17 protein-coding genes and 1 pseudogene are annotated in these 18,249 nt (G+C 61.8%); 7 read left to right on the forward strand and 11 right to left on the reverse strand.

Annotated features, from left to right (window positions below; all coding sequences use genetic code 11):
- The first annotated feature begins 144 nt into the window (after positions 1-144).
- Complete coding sequence (locus B0W55_RS23975; RefSeq protein ID WP_077048389.1) at positions 145-936, forward strand: helix-turn-helix transcriptional regulator; 792 nt, start codon at positions 145-147, stop codon at positions 934-936.
- A 128-nt stretch (positions 937-1,064) separates the two neighbouring features.
- Here B0W55_RS23975 and B0W55_RS31680 read toward each other — a convergent pair whose 3' ends face one another.
- Both B0W55_RS31680 and B0W55_RS31685 read right to left on the reverse strand, forming a co-directional pair.
- Entirely contained in the window at positions 1,065-1,832 is a 768-nt protein-coding gene (locus tag B0W55_RS31680; protein ID WP_371807292.1) for a methyl-accepting chemotaxis protein, read from the reverse strand.
- A gap of 90 nt (positions 1,833-1,922) precedes the next feature.
- Positions 1,923-3,113, reverse strand: a pseudogene (locus B0W55_RS31685) (cache domain-containing protein); the annotation flags it as partial.
- A 344-nt stretch (positions 3,114-3,457) separates the two neighbouring features.
- Between B0W55_RS31685 and B0W55_RS23985 the strand changes: the two are divergent.
- The gene (locus tag B0W55_RS23985) at positions 3,458-4,354 is read left to right on the forward strand and encodes a PA4780 family RIO1-like protein kinase (protein WP_077048391.1); all 897 of its coding nucleotides are present in this window, start codon (positions 3,458-3,460) and stop codon (positions 4,352-4,354) included.
- Between the two features lie 248 nt (positions 4,355-4,602).
- Here B0W55_RS23985 and cueR read toward each other — a convergent pair whose 3' ends face one another.
- The 3 genes from cueR to B0W55_RS24000 all read right to left on the reverse strand — a co-directional run bounded on the left by cueR (position 4,603) and on the right by B0W55_RS24000 (position 7,979).
- Entirely contained in the window at positions 4,603-5,016 is a 414-nt protein-coding gene (cueR, locus tag B0W55_RS23990) for a Cu(I)-responsive transcriptional regulator (RefSeq protein WP_077048392.1), read from the reverse strand.
- Positions 5,013-7,406 carry a heavy metal translocating P-type ATPase gene (locus tag B0W55_RS23995; RefSeq protein ID WP_077048393.1) on the reverse strand — a complete coding sequence of 798 codons (2,394 nt, stop codon included), beginning with the start codon at positions 7,404-7,406 and terminating at the stop codon, positions 5,013-5,015. Before B0W55_RS23995 ends, cueR begins: the two co-directional genes overlap by 4 nt.
- 189 nt (positions 7,407-7,595) lie before the next feature.
- A complete protein-coding gene (locus tag B0W55_RS24000; protein ID WP_077048394.1) occupies positions 7,596-7,979 on the reverse strand; it encodes a hypothetical protein in 384 nt (127 codons plus the stop codon).
- 162 nt (positions 7,980-8,141) lie between these two features.
- Here B0W55_RS24000 and B0W55_RS24005 point away from each other — a divergent pair, with 162 nt between their 5' ends.
- Both B0W55_RS24005 and B0W55_RS24010 read left to right on the forward strand, forming a co-directional pair.
- Complete coding sequence (locus B0W55_RS24005; protein ID WP_077048395.1) at positions 8,142-8,339, forward strand: heavy-metal-associated domain-containing protein; 198 nt, start codon at positions 8,142-8,144, stop codon at positions 8,337-8,339.
- An 88-nt stretch (positions 8,340-8,427) separates the two neighbouring features.
- On the forward strand, positions 8,428-9,624 hold the full coding sequence (locus tag B0W55_RS24010) for a multidrug effflux MFS transporter (RefSeq protein ID WP_077048396.1): 1,197 nt from the start codon (positions 8,428-8,430) through the stop codon (positions 9,622-9,624).
- An 8-nt stretch (positions 9,625-9,632) separates the two neighbouring features.
- On the opposite strand, the gene B0W55_RS30880 is transcribed toward B0W55_RS24010, so the two are convergent.
- From B0W55_RS30880 to B0W55_RS24020, 3 genes are all read right to left on the reverse strand, one after another.
- Positions 9,633-9,803 carry a hypothetical protein gene (locus tag B0W55_RS30880; protein WP_175645560.1) on the reverse strand — a complete coding sequence of 57 codons (171 nt, stop codon included), beginning with the start codon at positions 9,801-9,803 and terminating at the stop codon, positions 9,633-9,635.
- Between the two features lie 197 nt (positions 9,804-10,000).
- Positions 10,001-11,014 carry a zinc-binding alcohol dehydrogenase family protein gene (locus tag B0W55_RS24015; RefSeq protein WP_077048397.1) on the reverse strand — a complete coding sequence of 338 codons (1,014 nt, stop codon included), beginning with the start codon at positions 11,012-11,014 and terminating at the stop codon, positions 10,001-10,003.
- Between the two features lie 27 nt (positions 11,015-11,041).
- Complete coding sequence (locus B0W55_RS24020; protein ID WP_077048398.1) at positions 11,042-11,335, reverse strand: putative quinol monooxygenase; 294 nt, start codon at positions 11,333-11,335, stop codon at positions 11,042-11,044.
- A 115-nt stretch (positions 11,336-11,450) separates the two neighbouring features.
- On the opposite strand from B0W55_RS24020, the gene B0W55_RS24025 reads away from it, so the two are divergent.
- Both B0W55_RS24025 and B0W55_RS24030 read left to right on the forward strand, forming a co-directional pair.
- On the forward strand, positions 11,451-12,380 hold the full coding sequence (locus B0W55_RS24025; RefSeq protein ID WP_077048399.1) for a LysR family transcriptional regulator: 930 nt from the start codon (positions 11,451-11,453) through the stop codon (positions 12,378-12,380).
- 315 nt (positions 12,381-12,695) lie between these two features.
- Positions 12,696-13,430 (forward strand): helix-turn-helix transcriptional regulator, encoded by a 735-nt coding sequence (locus B0W55_RS24030; RefSeq protein WP_077048400.1) that lies wholly within the window; start codon positions 12,696-12,698, stop codon positions 13,428-13,430.
- Positions 13,431-13,555: 125 nt separating this feature from the next.
- Here B0W55_RS24030 and B0W55_RS24035 read toward each other — a convergent pair whose 3' ends face one another.
- The 3 genes from B0W55_RS24035 to B0W55_RS24045 form a co-directional block, all read right to left on the reverse strand.
- Positions 13,556-14,509: an adenosine deaminase gene (locus tag B0W55_RS24035; protein WP_077048401.1), complete on the reverse strand. Its 954-nt coding sequence runs from the start codon at positions 14,507-14,509 to the stop codon at positions 13,556-13,558.
- A 79-nt stretch (positions 14,510-14,588) separates the two neighbouring features.
- On the reverse strand, positions 14,589-15,557 hold the full coding sequence (locus tag B0W55_RS24040; RefSeq protein WP_077048402.1) for a 2-oxoglutarate and iron-dependent oxygenase domain-containing protein: 969 nt from the start codon (positions 15,555-15,557) through the stop codon (positions 14,589-14,591).
- Positions 15,558-15,692: 135 nt separating this feature from the next.
- Positions 15,693-16,775, reverse strand: a complete 1,083-nt coding sequence (locus B0W55_RS24045; protein WP_077048403.1) for a BMP family ABC transporter substrate-binding protein — start codon at positions 16,773-16,775, stop codon at positions 15,693-15,695.
- A 286-nt stretch (positions 16,776-17,061) separates the two neighbouring features.
- Between B0W55_RS24045 and B0W55_RS24050 the strand changes: the two genes are divergently transcribed.
- Entirely contained in the window at positions 17,062-18,153 is a 1,092-nt protein-coding gene (locus B0W55_RS24050; RefSeq protein ID WP_077048404.1) for a calcium:proton antiporter, read from the forward strand.
- Positions 18,154-18,249 lie beyond the last annotated feature (96 nt).

Consider the following 18,249-nt stretch of genomic DNA (forward strand, 5'->3'; position numbering starts at 1 on the left):
GCGGAGTGTCGGGCAATTATGATGTTGCCTGACACTCCGCCTTCGCGAGCAAGCCCGCTCCCACAGGAGGTTGGCGGTGTTGATTAGATGGGAGGCATGGCCTAACGTCGCGTCAATAGCGATCGCGCAACACAAGGCCCATCAATGCCGACCAACGGACAAGAATCCCTCGAACGCAGCATCCCGCCCATTACCGTCCTGCCGCGCCCGTTGTACGCACGGGTCGAGAGCCTCAATGCCGGTTCCTGGACCCCGTCCCATCGCCACGACTGGGTGCAGTTTTCCTACGCCATCAGCGGCGTTCTCGGCGTGCACACCGCCGAGGGCAGTTTCTTTGCACCGCCGCAGTGGGGGATCTGGATACCGGCGGATCTTGAGCATCAAGTAGTGACTTCGATGCGCGCCGAGATGCGCAGCCTGTACGTGCGGCGCGAGGATTGCCAATGGGCGCAGGGACGTTGCCGGGTGCTGGAGGTGACGCCGCTGGCGCGGGAGCTGATCAAGAGTTTTTGCCTGCTGCCGGTGGAGTATCCACAGGGCGACACTCAGGAAACGCGGCTGGTGAGTGTATTGCTGGACCAGTTGGCGACCTTGCCGGAAGTCGGGTTCTCCCTGCCATTGCCACGCCACGAACGGCTGTTGGGGTTGTGCAACGAACTGATCGAAAACCCCGAACGCGGCGTGACCCTGCAAGACTGGGCGCAGCGCTTGGGGATGTCGGAAAAAACCCTGATGCGCCTGTTCCAGCGTGAAACCGGGTTGAGCTTTCGGGGCTGGCGTCAGCGGATGCGGTTGCTGTCGTCGCTGAGTCTGCTGGAGGAGGGGGACAGCGTGACCAATGCGGCGTTGGCCTGTGGGTATGATTCGACGTCGGCGTTCATTGCCGCGTTCAAGGGGTTGTTCGGGTTTACGCCGGGGGAGTTGTTCAGGCAGTGACACCTCTTATCCAATGTGGGAGCGGGCTTGCTCGCGAAAGCGGTGGACCAGTCGACATCATCGTTGACTGACACTGCGCTTTCGCGAGCAAGCCCGCTCCCACTCTTGGTCCGTGGCGTTATTGAGCATCAGGTACGGAAGCGGCGCACCAACCCGTCCAGCTCATTGGACAACCCGGCCAGGCTCTGGGAATCCAGGCGCGCCGAGTTGGCCAGTTCCGCCACCAATTGCGCATCGCCGTGGATCTGGCTGATGTGCCGGTTGATGTCCTCGGCGACTTGATGCTGTTGTTCCGCCGCCGTGGCGATCTGGGTGTTCATGTCGCGGATCACGTCCACCGATTCGCGAATCTGCCCGAAGCTGCTGCGCGCTTCACCGATGCGGGTCACCGATTGTTGCGACACTTCCAGGCTGGCGTGCATCTGTTGCGTCACCTGGCTGGTGCGCTTGGCCAGGTTGCCCAACAGGCCGTCGATTTCCGCCGTGGAGTCGGCGGTGCGCTTGGCCAGGGCCCGCACTTCGTCCGCCACCACCGCAAAACCACGACCCTGTTCGCCGGCCCGCGCCGCTTCGATGGCCGCGTTCAGTGCCAGCAGGTTGGTCTGTTCGGCGATCGAGCGAATGGTGCCGAGGATCGACTGGATGTCGTTGCTGTCGCGCTCCAGTTGTTGCATCGACTGAGCCGATTGTTCGATTTCGTGGCTCAGGCGATCCACGCTGCTCACCGCCGCATCGATCTGTTGCTGACCTTCACGGGCCTGACGCTGGCCACTGTCGGCCGACTCGGCGGCCTGGCTGCAGGAGCGCGCCACTTCGTTGGCGGTGGCGACCATTTCGTGGAACGCCGTGGACACCATGTCCACCGCTTCACGCTGGCGCCCGGCGGCTTCGGCCATGTCATGGGAGACTTGAGTCGAGCTCTTGGAGGTCGCCAGGATCTTGGTGGCGGCACCGCCGATGCTCTGGATCAGGCTGCGAATCGCCGCCAGGAACTGGTTGAACCAGTTGGCCAGTTGCGCGGTTTCGTCGCGGCCGCGTATCTCCAGGCTCTTGGTCAGGTCGCCCTCACCCTGGGCGATGCCTTCCAGGCCATCGGCCACACCACGGATCGGACGCACGATGACGCTGGCGAAACTGGCGCCGACGATGGCGAACACCACCGCCAGCACGGCGGCGATGATGGCGATCAACCAAGTCAGTTGGGTCGCGGTGCTCATCACGTCGCTGTGCTTGATCAGGCCGATGAAGGTCCAGCCCAGTTGCTCCGACGGCCAGACGTTGGCCATGTAGCGCTCGCCATTGAGTTCCACTTCGACCAGGCCTTTACCGGCCTTGGCCAGTTGCGCATAACCCTCGCCGAGGCTGCCCAGGGCCTTGAAGTTGTGTTCCGGTTGCTTCGGATCGACCAGTACGGTGCCGTTGTTTTCCAGCAGCATCAGGTAGCCGGTTTCGCCGAGCTTGATCTGCTTGACCAGCTCGGTGAGTTGTTTGAGCGATACGTCGATGCTGACGACGCCGCCGTTGGTACCCAGTTTGTTGTCGACGGTGCGCACGGTGCTGACGTAGGACGTATCGTTTTCAGCCCAGTAGTAGGCCTCGGTACGAAACGGTTTGCCCGGTTTGGCCTGGGCCGCCTTGTACCACGGACGCTGGCGCGGGTCGTAGTTGGCCAGTTGGGCATCGTCCGGCCACGACACATAACCGCCGGCGGCGGTGCCAAGGATGGCGTAGGCGTAGGACGGGTGAGCGTTGCCCAGTTCCTGCAGGAAGGCGAACACTTTTTTGTCCGACTCGCCCTGTGGAACGCTGGCAGCGTTGGCGCCCATGTAAGTCTTGAGGCTGTCGTCGGAGTTGGTGATCAGCGGTTGTTTGGCCAGGTACTCGACGTTCTGGCTGATGCCGTCGAAAAACAGCTGCATGGCATTGCTGACCTGACGGATTTCCCGACCGCTGTTGTCGACGAATTCGTCCTTGGCATCACTGCGCAAGTTCAGCACAACGAGGGTGGCGACCAGCACCACGGGCAAGCAGGCGATGATTGCAAACGCCCAGGTCAACTTCTGTTTGATGTTCATCCGCGCTCCAGATTTTCTTGTAAGCCCACGCAGTGCAGATGACTCGCGGTTTATTGGCAGCAGTGAAAGTGGTTCATGGACCCGGATCCGTGAGTGCGACATCGTTATTGTTTGGGCAAACGATTGTCGGACAAATCAATTTGTCACTCAGGGCTTCGGCTGTTGTCGGAGGAAATTGAGCGCCGTTTTGAAAAATCCCGCGAACGGTAGGGGGCCGGTCCCGGCATCTGGCACAAATGCCGTCGCAACCGGCGCAGAACAAGTGCCCAAGGCTCGGCTATGATCCTCGGCAAGCACGGACCGATTACCGTTTTTACTGATAAAAACGGCACTTTGTTTGCATCTGTAATGTTCATAGGTCGCCACCCCCTCCCCCGATGGAGTGGATTGCCGTATAACGAATGACTTTCGCGTGTTTGGTAATAAAGGACCCACAATAAAAGCTGATGAAGACTCCAAAACGCATTGAACCCCTGATCGAGGACGGTCTGGTCGACGAAGTGCTGCGCCCACTGATGAGTGGTAAAGAAGCAGCTGTTTATGTGGTGCGCTGCGGCAATCAGTTGCGTTGCGCGAAAGTCTACAAGGAGGCGAACAAACGCAGTTTTCGTCAGGCGGCCGAGTATCAGGAAGGCCGCAAGGTGCGCAACAGCCGTCAGGCCCGGGCCATGGCCAAAGGCTCCAAGTTCGGTCGCAAAGAGACCGAAGACGCGTGGCAGAACGCCGAAGTGGCCGCACTGTTTCGCCTGGCCAATGCCGGCGTGCGAGTGCCCAAGCCGTATGACTTCCTCGAAGGTGTGCTGTTGATGGAACTGGTGGCCGACGAGTACGGCGATGCGGCGCCGCGTTTGAACGACGTGGTGCTGGAGCCGGAACAGGCGCGCGAATATCACGCTTTTCTGATTTCGCAGATCGTGCTGATGTTGTGTACCGGTCTGGTGCACGGTGACCTGTCGGAGTTCAACGTGCTGTTGACGCCGACCGGCCCGGTCATCATCGACTTGCCACAAGCGGTGGACGCTGCGGGCAACAACCACGCGTTCAGCATGCTGGAGCGGGACGTGGGCAACATGGCGTCCTACTTCGGACGGTTCGCCCCGGAGCTGAAGAAGACTCGCTACGCCAAGGAAATGTGGGCCCTGTACGAGGCCGGCACCTTGCACCCGGGCAGCGTCCTGACCGGCGAGTTCGACGAACCTGAAGAGCTGGCCGACGTGAGCGGCATCATGCGCGAGATCGAGGCTGCGCGCCTGGATGAAGAGCGCAAGCAAGCGGCCCGTGCCGCGGACGATGCGCCACCTGGAAAAACCGACGAACCGCCTCCGCCTCCGTGGATGCAGTGATCGGCTAAAAAAACCGGCTTCGGCCGGTTTTTTTGTGCCCGGTCCGATCCTGCAAATACAACGCAACCTGTGGGAGCGGGCTTGCTCGCGAAGGCGTCGTGTCAGGCAGCATCCATTTCACAGATAGACCGCTTTCGCGAGCAAGCCCGCTCCCACAGGGATCTCAGGTGTGAACGCTATCTATGCGACACGGCAGAACCTGTAGGAGCAAGGCTTGCCAGCGATGGCGTCGGTACAGTCATCATCTCTCAGGCGCGAGCCGACGTATCGCAACACCCCGACTCCAGATTCTTGAGAATCGGACAATCCGGTCGATGATCACCCTGACAATGCTCCACAAGGTCCTGCAACGTGTCGCGCAATTCCCCCAGTTCGCGGATTTTCTGATTGAGTTCGTCAATGTGCTGCCGCGCCAGTGCTTTCACATCGGCACTCGCACGCTGGCGGTCCTGCCAGAGGGTCAGCAGTTTGCCGACTTCTTCAAGGGAGAACCCCAGATCCCGGGAACGCTTGATGAACGCCAGTGTATGCAGGTCCTGATCGCCATAGAGTCGATAGCCGCTGTCGGTGCGATGGGCCGCCTTGAGCAGGCCGATGGACTCGTAATAACGGATCATCTTCGCGCTCAGGCCGCTATGACGGGCTGCTTGGCCGATGTTCATCGGTTGTCCTCCAGGTCCTTGGGTTTCCAGGTTTTCAACAGTAGCGCATTGCTGACCACGCTCACACTCGACAACGCCATGGCCGCGCCGGCCAGCACCGGGTTGAGAAAGCCGAAGGCGGCCAGGGGAATGCCGATCAGGTTGTAGACGAAGGCCCAGAACAGGTTCTGCCGGATCTTGGCGTAGGTCTTGCGGCTGATCTCCAGCGCCGCTGGCACCAGTCGCGGATCGCCGCGCATCAGGGTAATGCCCGCGGCGTGCATGGCCACGTCGGTACCGCCACCCATGGCGATGCCGATGTCGGCGGCCGCCAGGGCCGGCGCATCGTTGATGCCATCGCCGACCATCGCCACCACGCCGGTTTTTTTCAGCACGGCGACCTCGGCGGCTTTGTCCGCCGGCAGCACTTCGGCGTGCACGTTGCTGATGCCCAGCGCCTCGGCCACCACTTTGGCGCTGCCACGGTTGTCGCCGGTCAGTAGATGACTGCTGATATGCCGGGCGTTGAGTTGTTGCACGGCCTGCAGCGCGCCGGGCTTGAGGGTGTCACCGAACGCGAACAGGCCCAGTACCCGCGGTTGCGGGCTTTGCTCGATCAGCCAGGACAGGGTCCGGCCTTCGGTTTCCCAAGCGGCGGCTTGCCTGGCCAGGGGCGTGGCGTCCAGCCCGCTTTCTTCCAACAGACGCCGATTGCCCAGGGCCAGGCGCCGGCCATCGAGGCTTCCGGCAATGCCGCGCCCGGTCAGGGACTGGCTGTCTGTGACATCCGCCACGCCCAGTCCTCGCTGCGCGCACTCATCCAGAATAGCTTTGGCCAATGGGTGCTCGCTGCCCCGTTGCAGCGCGCCGGCCAGTTGCAGCAGGGCCGCTTCATCACCGTCGAGGGCATTCAAATGGGCGATGCGTGGGGCGCCGGAGGTCAGGGTGCCAGTCTTGTCGAATACCACCGCGGTGACTTCATGGGCGCGTTCCAGGGCTTCGGCATCCTTGATCAGAATCCCGAAGCGTGCCGCCACTCCGGTGCCGGCCATGATCGCCGTGGGTGTGGCCAGGCCCAGGGCACAAGGGCAGGCGATCACCAAGACTGCGACGGCATTGATCAGCGCGGTTTCCAGCGGCGCACCGTACAGCCACCAGCCGATCAGGGTGGCCAGTGCCAGCAGCAGCACCACCGGGACGAAGATCTGGCTGACTTTATCCACCAGTTTCTGGATCGGCGCCTTGGCGGCCTGGGCGTCTTCGACCAGACGAATGATTCTTGCCAGCACCGTTTCGGCTCCAAGAGCCTGGGTACGCACCAGCAACCGACCTTCACCGTTGATGGCGCCACCGGTGACTTTATCGCCAGGCTGCTTGGGCACCGGCAGGCTTTCGCCGCTGATCAGCGCTTCGTCGGCATGGCTTTGGCCGTCGACCACTTCTCCGTCCACCGGGAAGCGCTCGCCGGGTTTTACCAGCACCAGGTCATTGAGGCGCAGGGCACTGATGGCGATATCCTGCTCGCGGCCGTCAATCACCTGAATCGCCCGCTCCGGCCGCAGCGCTTCCAGTGCACGGATGGCGCTGGCGGTCTGGCGCTTGGCGCGGCTTTCCAGGTATTTGCCCAGCAGCACCAGGGCGATCACCACCGCCGAGGCTTCGAAGTAAAGATGCGGCATGCCCCCGGCGGCGGTGGCCCATTCATACACACTCAGGCCATACCCGGCGCTGGTGCCCAGGGCTACCAGCAAATCCATGTTGCCGGCACCGGCGCGCACGGCTTTCCACGCCGCCACATAAAACCGCGCACCGAGGATGAATTGCACGGGCGTTGCCAGCGCGAACTGCACCCAGGCCGGGAGCATCCAGTGCACGCCGAACGGTTGCAGCAGCATTGGCAATACCAGCGGCAAGGCCAGGATGATGGCGGCGATCAAGGCCCAGCGTTCGCGGTGCAAACGGGTCTGTTGGGTGTCGGTGGGCGGATGGTCGGCTTGCCAGACGCTGGCGCCGTAGCCGGCCTTGGTCACCGCGCCGATCAGGGTTTGCGCATCGACCTGGCCGAGCAGTTCAAGATGCGCGCGTTCGTTGGCCAGGTTGACGCTGACGCTCTTGACCCCCGGCACCTTGTTCAAGGCCCGTTCCACGCGGCCGATGCAGGACGCGCAGGTCATGCCGTCGATGCTCAGCTCCAGGCTGTGCTGCGGCACGCTGTAACCTGCCTTGTGCACGGCTTCCATCAATGCTGGAAGGCTATCGGCAGGTGCCTGGACCCGCGCCTGTTCAGTGGCCAGGTTGACGCTGACGGCACTGGCGCCGATGACTTTGCTCAAGGCACGCTCGACACGCCCGGCGCAACTGGCGCAGGTCATGCCGGCAATCGGCAGATCGAAAGTGGTGGATTCAGACATGGGGCGAGCTCCCTGTAGTGGATGTCCACAGGATCAACCTTGCCATGTTGGCAAGGTCAAGCACCATTTTTCATTTTGCGTCGATCCAGTGTGGGAGCGGGCTTGCTCGCGAAGGCGTCGTGTCAGACAGCAGCCATTTCACTGACAGACCGCTTTCGCGAGCAAGCCCCCTTCCACAGGGGACAGGTGTCAGTAGCCCAGGCCTGCGCGCTTGAGGTACATCCCTTCCTGCGTCATCGCGATCCGGTACTTTTGCACATCGCCCGCGCGCAGGGTGATGTCCTGGGAACCCGGCGCCAGCATGCCCGGGTTGCATCCCGGCACCTGGCCCGGCAGCAGTTTCAGGCGCAGGGACACATTGCCCGGCGGCAGGTTGAACGATGTGCTTTGCTCCTGGAACAGCCGCGCCGACAGCTGATCGTGGATATAAACGCCGATCTCGCAATTGGTCGCGACTTCCAGGCGCTCGCGGGAAATGATCAGCACGCCGTAGTCCTCCCCGGCAGCTTGGGCGGATGGCAGGGCGGCGAAAAGGCTGAGCAGGCCAAACAGGCTGAAAGCTGACCAGCGCATGGCTGAATCTCCTGAGATCGAATCAAAGATGTGCGCAAGCTTGGCCGAGCGCGATGCCGAATGCCAGCCCGGCAGATCACTTCAGAACTTGACCTTGCCATGGTGGCAAGCTCGACACTGCCGGCAACCTCACTCAGAAGCGTCACTAAAAGGAGTCATCCCATGCAAGTGTTCAATGTTGAAGGCATGTCCTGTGGTCACTGCGTCAAGGCCATCACCCAGGTCATTCAGGACAAGGACCCGGCCGCCAGCGTGCGCGTCGATCTGGCGGCAAAGGAGGTGGGTGTCGAATCGTCACTGACAGCGGCCCAGGTGATCGCCCTGATCAGTGAAGAAGGCTATGGCGTCAAGCTGGTCTGACAGTTTAATAGTTAGCGAGCTATCGGAATGTTCAAGACGTCAAGGCCCGGCTAGACTGTCGGGCTGCCGACCTTCGACTGGATGCCTGATGAACTTCCGTACCATTCTTATTCTTGGCGCCCTGAGCGCTTTCGGTCCGCTGGCGATCGATTTCTATCTGCCAGCCTTCCCGGCGATGGCGCTGGCCTTCGGCACCGATGAACAACACGTTCAGCTGACCCTGGCAGCGTATTTCCTCGGCCTGTCCATCGGCCAACTGGCCTACGGACCGGTGGCGGATCGCTTCGGGCGGCGCATACCGTTGCTGACCGGCGTCGGGTTGTTCACCCTGGCTTCCCTGGCATGCGCTTATGCACCCAACCTTCAATGGCTGATCGGTGCGCGATTTGTCCAGGCGTTGGGCGGCTGCGCCGGGATGGTGATTTCCCGGGCGGTGGTCAGTGACAAATGCGATGCGGTGGGGTCGGCCAAGGTCTTTTCGCAGTTGATGCTGGTGATGGGCCTGGCGCCGATTCTGGCGCCGATGCTCGGCGGCTTGCTGGTCAATACCACGGGCTGGCAGTCGATCTTCCTGGTGCTGACCGGCTTCAGTGCGCTGGCGGGATTGGCTGTGGCCGTGGGACTGCCGGAAAGCATGCCGGCTCACGTCCCGCGCCAACCCTTGTCGGGGGCGATGCGTCAGTACGGGCGCCTGCTCAAGGACCAGGTGTTCCTCGGCCATGCCCTGACCGGCGGTATCGCCATCGCCGGCATGTTTGCCTACATCGCCGGATCGCCCTTCGTCTTCATCAAGCTCTATGGCGTGCCGGCCGAGCATTTCGGCTGGCTGTTCGGCACCAATGCCGCAGGCTTCATTCTGGTGGCGCAGGTCAATGCGCGGCTACTGGCCAAGCGGGGGCCGGCGTTCCTGCTGGCGCGGGCGGTGTGGGTTTATTTCGGCGCCGGCCTGACGTTGCTGGCGGTCAGCGCATCGCACACCGCACAACTGTGGCCGCTGTTGATTCCGCTGTTCATCTGTATTTCCAGCCTCGGCTGCATCATTCCCAATGCGTCAGCCTGCGCGATGAACGGTCAGGGCGCCCGCGCCGGTAGCGCGTCGGCGCTGCTCGGTTGCCTGCAATTCAGCGTGGCTGCCGGTGCCGCGGCACTGGTGGGGGTGTTGCACGACGGCAGCGCGGTGCCGATGGCCCTGGTCATCAGCCTGTGCGGTGCATTGGTGGTGAGCGCGGCGATGCTCACCCGGCGGTTGCAAAATGCCCGGGCGCTGGCGCAAGCAAAGGTCTGAGAAGGTGATCAGCCAACAGCGCGCTGTTGACGGGCGGGAATCTGATGGGGCGCGTGCAGGCGCGCTTCGAGGGTATTGGTGAAGGCGCGAGCTTCGGCTTCGCTGCGGAACGTTACTGCATGTTGGTCCAGGCGGACCTGCCACTGGGATTTTGCCAATTCTTTTATCAGGATCTTCATGACTGACCTCCTCGCGTAAAAGATTGTCTCGCAGAGGTTTCGATTGTAGACCCCAATACGGTCGCAATGATGACAAAGATCAACGTTCAGACTGACGGTTTTACGATTGTGCAGGAGGACGGCTTGCCGGCGATGGCGGTCTCCAAGCCGCCATCGCGAGCAAGCCTTGCTCCTGCAAACGGTCGTCAAACGGCGTATCAGAAGCCTTCGAGCACAATCTTGCCCTTGGATTTGCCGCTTTCCAGCAGTTGATGGGCGCGGCGCAGGTTGGCCGCGTTGATGGTGCCGAAGTGCTCGCCGACCGTGGTTTTCAGCGTGCCGGCATCGATCAGCTGTGCCACGCGGTTGAGCAGCTTGTGCTGTTCGATCATGTCCGGGGTTTCAAACAGCGAGCGGGTGTACATGAACTCCCAGTGCAAGGACAGGCTCTTGCGCTTGAGTTTGCTCACGTCCAGGGCTTTGGGATCGTCGATCAGGGCCAGTTTGCCTTGGGGCGCCAGGGCTTCCACCAGTTGATCCAGGTGATGATCGGTCTGGGTCAGGCTGGCGACGTGGGTCACCTGTGGGATGCCGGCCTGCTTCAACGCTTCGCTCAACGGTTGGCTGTGGTCGATCACCTGATCGGCGCCCAATGCCTTCACCCAGCTCTGGGTTTGTGGACGCGAGGCGGTACCGATCACGTTCAGGCCGGTCAGTTGCTTGGCCAATTGAGTGAGGATCGAGCCGACACCGCCGGCGGCGCCGACGATCAGCAGGCTCTGGCCTTCATCGGTTTTGCCTTCGCGAATCTGCAGGCGTTCGAACAGCAGTTCCCAGGCCGTGATGGCCGTCAGCGGCAGGGCGGCCGCTTCGGCGAAACCGAGGGTCTTGGGCATGTGACCGACGATCCGCTCATCCACCACATGCAGCTCACTGTTGCCGCCAGCGCGGGCGATGGAGCCGGCGTAGAACACCTTGTCTCCGGCTTTGAACAGGGTCACTTCACTGCCCACTGCCTTGACCACACCGGCCACATCCCAACCCAGCACCTTGGCTGCGCCGTCTTCAGGCTGGACGTTCTGGCGGACCTTGGTGTCCACCGGGTTGACGGAGATGGCTTTGACTTCCACCAACAGGTCGCGAGGCCCGGCCACTGGCGCCGGCAGTTCGATGTCTTGCAGGGATTTTTCGTCGCTGATCGGCAGGGACGCGTAATAGGCAATGGCTTTCATCATGGGCTCCAGGTGAATAGAAGAAGATCAGGCAATGCTGCGCAGGCGCTTCATCTCGAAATGCTCGAGAACGTCAGCGGCCTTGGCGCGGAAGTTCTGGATATGGGCGCTGGCGTCGTGGGCTTGCAGGGCCTCGTCGCTGCTCCAGTGTTCGATCATGTAGAAGGCCAGGGGGTTGGCCAGGTCCTGATGAAGGTCGTATTGCCCGCAGCCGGCTTCGGCGCGAGTCGGCTCCACCAGGGCTCGCAGATGCTGTTCAAGCGCATCTTGCTGGCCGGGCTTGGCGATGAGGGTGGCGATAGCGGTAAAGGGCTGGGACATCTGTGACTCCTGAGACGGGCTGATTTCGATGGACAGATGATTGGCTATTTCTAGCGAAGATAAAACCCGCTAAAAGAGCAGTCTCTTTCAATGTTTTTTTGATAATGGGCTTCAGATGCTGCGTTTCGATGATTTGCAGTTGTTCGTGCGGGCGGCAGACCTTGGCAGCCTGTCGGCGGCCGCGCGGGGCATGGACATGTCGGCGGCGGTGGCCAGTGCCGCGTTGAAACGCATCGAGCAGCAACTGGGTGCCCGCTTGCTCGCCCGTTCAACCCGCAGCCTGCGCCTGACCGCCGAAGGCGAAGGTTTTCTGGAGTATGCCCGTGCCGCCCTGAGCAACCTCGACGAGGGGCGGCGTCTGTTGGCCAGCGGCCAGGATCAGGTCAGCGGTATTTTGCAGCTGTCGGCGCCGTCGGATTTCGGTCGCAACCTGTTGCTGCCCTGGCTGGATGAGTTCCAGCGCGAGCACCCCAGGCTCACAGTGCGCCTGTTGCTGGGGGACCGCATCGCTGACCTGTTCCGTCAACCGGTGGACATCGCCTTGCGTTACGGCGAGCCGGAAGACTCCAGCCTGGTGGCGCTGCCCATCGCCCCGCACAACCGCCGCGTGCTCTGCGCGGCGCCGAGCTATCTGGCGCGGCATGGCGAGCCCCGGCAACTCGAGCAACTGGCCCAGCACAACTGCCTGCTGTTCATGCTGGGCAGTCGGGTTCACGATCACTGGAGTTTCCACGACGGCAAGCGCGAGGTGAGCCTGACCGTCAGCGGTGATCGCTTCAGTGACGATGCCGATGTGGTGCGACTATGGGCCGTGGCGGGCGCCGGGATCGCCTACAAATCCTGGCTGGATGTGGCGGCCGATGTGCTGGCCGGGCGTTTGAACGTGTTGATGCCGGAACTGCTGTGCGAGCGTGCTCCGCTGAATTTGTTGTGCGCCCATCGCGCACAATTGAGTAAGCCGGTGAACCTGTTGCGGGAAATGCTTGCCAGCCGATGCGCTTCGCTGAGCCGTCATTTTCCCGGGATATCAGGAACCGGTGATTAGTCGCAGGAAAAAAGCGAAATTTCCCTCAGGAACTATCAACGCCAGGGGTTTGCGCGGGGCAGGAACCCGCCTTCGGCACGCCTATACTAGCGCTCGCTTCACCCCTGCACCGTCAATCGCACCCGCCAGGCCCCACGGGCTTTGACCTTGTCCCACGCCCCATCCCCGGGCCTTCGCCAAACGCCGCCGGGAGAGGGTTGAGGTGAGCGATGACTTTGCACGGTGTATGGCGCTTTTCTCGTCTTGGCCGACGCTACGTTTATGGTCAAGATGTCTCTGAGCAGAAGATGAAACGATTCAACAGGGAGTGAATTCATGGAACATGCACCTTGCATCAGCCAGATAGCCACCTTGCTGGCTGACCCCAAGCGCAGCGCAATGATGTGGGCCTTGATGGACGGCGCAGCGCGCCAGGCCGAGGAGTTGGCCTTGCTCGCGGGCCTTTCGCCGTCTTCGGCCAGCGCCCATTTGGGGCGATTGTCCACGGGTGGTCTGTTGAAAGTCGAAACCCGTGGACGCAAGCGGTTTTTCCGCCTCGCCGCCCCGGAAGTCGGCGCCGCGATCGAAGCGTTGGCCAGTGCGACGCTGGTCAGCACCCCTCAGCCGATTCCGGACATTTTCAAGAACGCCACGCCGCTGGCCAAACCCCCGGCCAGGCGCTCGTCGCTGTTGCGCGCGCGGCTGTGTGACGATCATCTGGGCGGCACCCTGGCCGCGGACCTTTACCAGCGCTTGCTGGAGGCGGGGTGGATCGAACAGTTCGATCAGCGGGTGACGATCACCCTCAAGGGCTCCACGGAACTGGCGTCACGGGGGGTGTACATCCAGGCGCTGGCGCATCGCAACGGCAAATTGGCGTGTGCCTGCCCGGACTGGAGCGAAAGACGCCCGCACATGGGCGGCTCGCTGGGGGCGGCGTTGTTGCAGCTGTTCATGCAGTCGGGATGGTTGAGCTTGCCCGGCGATTCGCGGGCGTTGCAGGTCACGGCGGCGGGGCAGCGGGAAATCCATCGGTTTGCCAAGGAAACCGAGTTGGAAATTGCCTTGTAGGGCTGATCCGACTGTAAATGTGGGAGCGGGCTTGCTCGCGAAAGCGGTGTGTCAGTCGACGATGATGTCGATTGATAGACGGTTTTCGCGAGCAAGCCCGCTCCCACATTTGGTTAGTGGTGGCTCTAGGGTTTGACCAACCGCGCGTCCAGGCTGTTCTGTGCCAGGCGCTTGGCCTGGTCCTGGGTCATGCCCAGATGGGTGTGCAGCGCATGGAAGTTCTCCGTGACATAGCCACCGAAGTACGCCGGGTCATCGGAGTTCACCGTCACTTTTACCCCGCGTTCGAGCATGTCGAGGATGTTGTGCTGCGACATGTCATCGAACACACAGAGCTTGGTGTTGGACAACGGGCACACGGTCAACGGGATCTGCTCGTCGATGATGCGCTGCATCAGGCGCTCGTCTTCGATGGCGCGTACGCCATGGTCGATGCGCTGGATTTTCAGCAGGTCGAGGGCTTCCCAGATGTACTCGGGCGGGCCTTCTTCACCGGCGTGGGCCACGGTCAGGAAGCCTTCGCCACGGGCACGGTCGAACACGCGCTGGAACTTGCTTGGCGGGTGGCCCATCTCGGAACTGTCCAGGCCGACGGCGACAAACGCCTCGCGGAACGGCAGCGCCTGGTCGAGGGTTTTCTCGGCCTGCTCTTCGCTCAAGTGGCGCAGGAAGCTGAGGATCAGGCCGCTGGTGATCCCCAGTTGCTGCTCGCCGTCCTTCAGTGCGGCGGCGATGCCGTTGAGCACCACTTCGAACGGGATGCCCCGGTCGGTGTGGGTCTGCGGGTCGAAGAACGGTTCGGTGTGGATCACGTTCTGCGCCTTGCAGCGCAGCAGGTAGGCCCAGGTCAGGTCGTAGAAGTCCTGGGATGTGCGCAATACATCGGCGCCCTGGTAGTACAGGTCGAGGAACTCTTGCAAGTTGTTGAAGGCGTAGGCCTTGCGCAGGGTGTCGACATCGCTCCACGGCAGGGCGATCTTGTTGCGTTCGGCCAGGGCGAACAGCAGCTCGGGCTCCAGCGAACCTTCCAGGTGCAAGTGCAGTTCTGCCTTGGGCAGTGCGTTCAGCCAGTCGTACATAATTCTTTTCTCATCAGGTGCAATGGCGGGCATTCTACAGATGCTTGCTGCAACATTTGCTAAAACCTGACCGGCAGGTTCATCCCGCCATTTCCTGCTCCCGTCGATAGGCGTAAGTGTCGGCAAAGCGTGAGAGCAGGAATTGGGCGCAAGTGGTGGTTGGGTATTTCGCCGGGTGCCGTTCGTCCTGGCAGCCGGGCAGGCATTCGATGCGGGTGTCGGGGTGCGGCTCGGCGAAGAAAGGCATTGAATAGCGGTCCACCCCCAGGGGGCTGATCACCCGGTGCGGTGTCGACAGATAACGGTCATTGCTCCAGCGCGCCATCATGTCGCCGAGATTGACCACGAAGGTGCCGTCGATCGGCGGCGCATCGATCCATTGGCCTTTGACATTCCTGACCTGCAAGCCACCGGCGGCATCCTGGTAGAGCAGGGTGATGCAGCCGTAATCGGTGTGGGCGCCGGCGCCTTGCTGCTCGGCGCAGCTGGCGGTATGGCGCGGCGGGTAATGAATCATGCGCAGCACGCTGACCGGCTCATTGAAGCGCGTGTCGAAAAAGTCGCGCTCGATGCCCAGTGCCAGGGTCATCGCCCGCAACAGCGTCTGCGCCAAGGCCTGCATGTCGACGTAATGCTGCTCCATCAGCGCCTCCCAGCCGGGCAGCGAGGGGTGCCGGTTGGGTCCACGCAGCGGTTTTTCGGCGAGGACGTCCGGGTGATCGACCGAAAGGTGCAAGCCCATATCGAAGGTTTCTTTCAGGTCACTGGGTTTGCCGGGGTCGAGTTGTTCGGTGGCAATGGCGCCGTAGCCACGATGGTGGCGGGTCTGGGTGATGTCGATCTTGAGCTTTTCGGTGGTCGGCAGGGCGAAGAAGCCTTTGGCGGCATCGAGCAGCGCGTCGATGCGCGAGGCGCTGATCGGATGGCCCTTGATATAGAAAAAGCCCCATTCGCGGCAGGCGTGGTCGATGTGGTTGGCCACGGCGAGCCAGGCGTCTTGGTCGTCGCTGTAGAGCGGGGCGATGTCGATGATGGGGAGGCTGTTCATGCGCAGTCCTTGAGAACGCTGAAGGTGCAATGTGGGCGCCGGTTTGCTCGCGAAGAGGACGTGTCAGTCGACATTGTTGTTGCCTGACACTCTGCATTCGCGAGCAAGCCCGCTCCCACCGGGGGAAGTCGGGAGTTACTTTGGAATGTCGGCCTTCATGCCTTCCACGTAGTAGTTCATCGAAGCCAGCTCCGCAGTGGTCGCACTCACCCCCGCCGGGATTTTCTCGACGCCGGCCTGATCCTTGATCGGTCCGGTGAACGGCTGCAGCGTACCGCTCTTGATGTCGGCGATGATCTGCTCGGCTTCGGCTTTCACCGGTGACGGTACCAGGTCGCTGATCGGCAGCTCGACCGTGCCTTCCTTCAAGCCACCCCAGTAATCCTCGGATTTCCAGCTGTGGTCGATCACGGCCTGGGTCGCCTGCAGGTAGTGCGGTGCCCAATCGTTGACGATTGAAGTCAGCACGGCCTTGGGCCCGAAGTGCGCCATGTCCGAAGCGTAGCCCACGGCATACACGCCGCGACGTTCGGCGGCCTGGATCGGCGCCGGGCTGTCGGTATGCTGGAACACCACGTCCACGCCCTGATCGATCAGCGCGTTGGCGGCGTCGGCTTCCTTGCCCGGGTCGAACCAGGAATTGACCCACACCACTTTGATCTCGGTGCCGGGGTTGTACTTGTTCAGAGCCAACTGGATGGCATTGATGTCGCGGATCACCTCGGGAATGGGGAAGGAAGCGACGTAGCCGATCTTCTTGCTCTTGGTCATTTTCGCTGCGAGGAAACCGCCGACGTAACGGCCCTCGTAGGTGCGCGCCAGGTAGGTGCCGAGGTTTTTGTCCTGCTTGTAGCCGGTGGCGTGTTCGAAGGTGACCTTGGGAAACTGTTTGGCGACTTTCAGGGTCGGGTTCATGTAGCCGAAGGAGGTGGTGAAAATCAGGTCGTACTTGTCCTTGGCCATGTTGCGGATCACCCGCTCGGCGTCGGCGCCTTCGGCGACGTTTTCCACATAGTTGGTGGTGATCTGCGTGCCGAGTTTTTCCGCCAGGGCCTTGCGACCCTGTTCATGCTGATACGTCCAGCCGTGGTCCCCGATGGGGCCGATGTAGACGAAGCCGACTTTCAGCGGCTCGGCGGCGCTGGCGCTCAGGCTGACGCCCAGACCGATGGCCGCCGTGATGGCGCAAAGCAGCTTCTGCAACGGACGTTTGTGCATGAATCCAACTCCATTTTGTTTTGAGGTTGGCAGGGGCAATGCAAATTGCTGACCAAAAGGACAACAACCGACGTCGGACCGAGGCGCGGCCTTCGCGAGCAGGCCCGCTCCCACAGGAGAATGCATTTCAATGTGGGAGCGGGCTTGCTCGCGAAGAGGCCGGTAAGGCCAATAAAAGTGCATGGCTCGAACCCGTCGCCTTTCGCTGGTGCGCTAAGGTGAAACGAAACGTTAGCGCCGCGCCGCAGTCAGTGGCATATCGCACCTCCACGGCAAAAGGCCCGCCATGCTCACGATTCTCAAGCAAGAAAGCTTTCTGCTCCTGGCCCTGATCGCCGCCATCGTTGCCTTCCCGCTGGAGCATTGGCTGTTGCACAGCGGTCAGGGGGTGGCGTTGAGCGCCGGGCTGGTGCTGATCGCCTTCATCGTCGCCGCCTCGATGCGTGTCGCTCACCAGGCCGAACTGCTAGCAGAAAAGGTCGGTGATCCCTACGGCACGATGATCCTGACTTTGGCCGCGGTGCTGGTGGAAGTGGTGATCCTGGCGATCATGATGAGCAACGAAGCCTCGGCGACCCTGGTGCGTGACACCATCTATTCGGCGGTGATGCTCGACATCAACGGCATCCTCGGCCTGGCGGCGTTGATGGGCGGCCTCAAGCATGGCGAACAGTCCTATAACGATGATTCGGCGCGCAGTTACAGCGTGATGATCCTGACGGCCATGGGTGTGTCGATGGTGGTGCCGGAGTTCATTCCCCAAGCCAACTGGAAGCTGTATTCGGCGTTCACCATCGGTGCGATGGTGGTGCTTTATGCGCTGTTTCTGCGCATGCAGGTCGGGCCGCACAGTTACTTCTTCAGCTACAGCTACCCGGACAAGCGCCGCAAGAAAGAACCTCAGGAACAAGAGCCGGCACCGATCAACCTGCCGCTGTCGATCGGCCTGCTGGTGTTCGGCGTGGTGGTGATTGGCGCACTGGCCGAAGTGATGTCCAAGACCCTCGATCTGGGCTTGGAGGGGACGGGGGCACCGCCGGTGATCACGGCGATTCTGGTGGCGGCCATTTCCGCCGCACCGGAGATTTTGACGGCGTTGCGCGCGGCACTGGCCAACCGCATGCAGTCAGTGGTGAACATCGCGTTGGGGGCGTCGCTGTCGACGGTGATCCTCACGGTACCGGTGATGGAAGCGATGGCGCTCTACACCGGCCAGCCGTTCCAGATGGCGATGACGCCGGTGCAGACCGTGATGATCTTCATCACCCTGATCGTCAGTGCGATCAACCTCAATGACGGCGAAACCAATGCCATCGAGGGGATGACGCATTTCGTGCTGTTTGCGACCTTCATCATGTTGTCGCTGCTGGGTCTTTAACAACACCGCAAACCCCTGTGGGAGCGGCGGTGCGACGATTCGACTTGCTCGCGAAGAGGGACTGTCAGCCGACACCAAGGTTGAATGACACACCGC

Source organism: Pseudomonas sp. KK4, assembly GCF_001984065.1.
In the GTDB taxonomy this organism is placed as follows: domain Bacteria; phylum Pseudomonadota; class Gammaproteobacteria; order Pseudomonadales; family Pseudomonadaceae; genus Aquipseudomonas.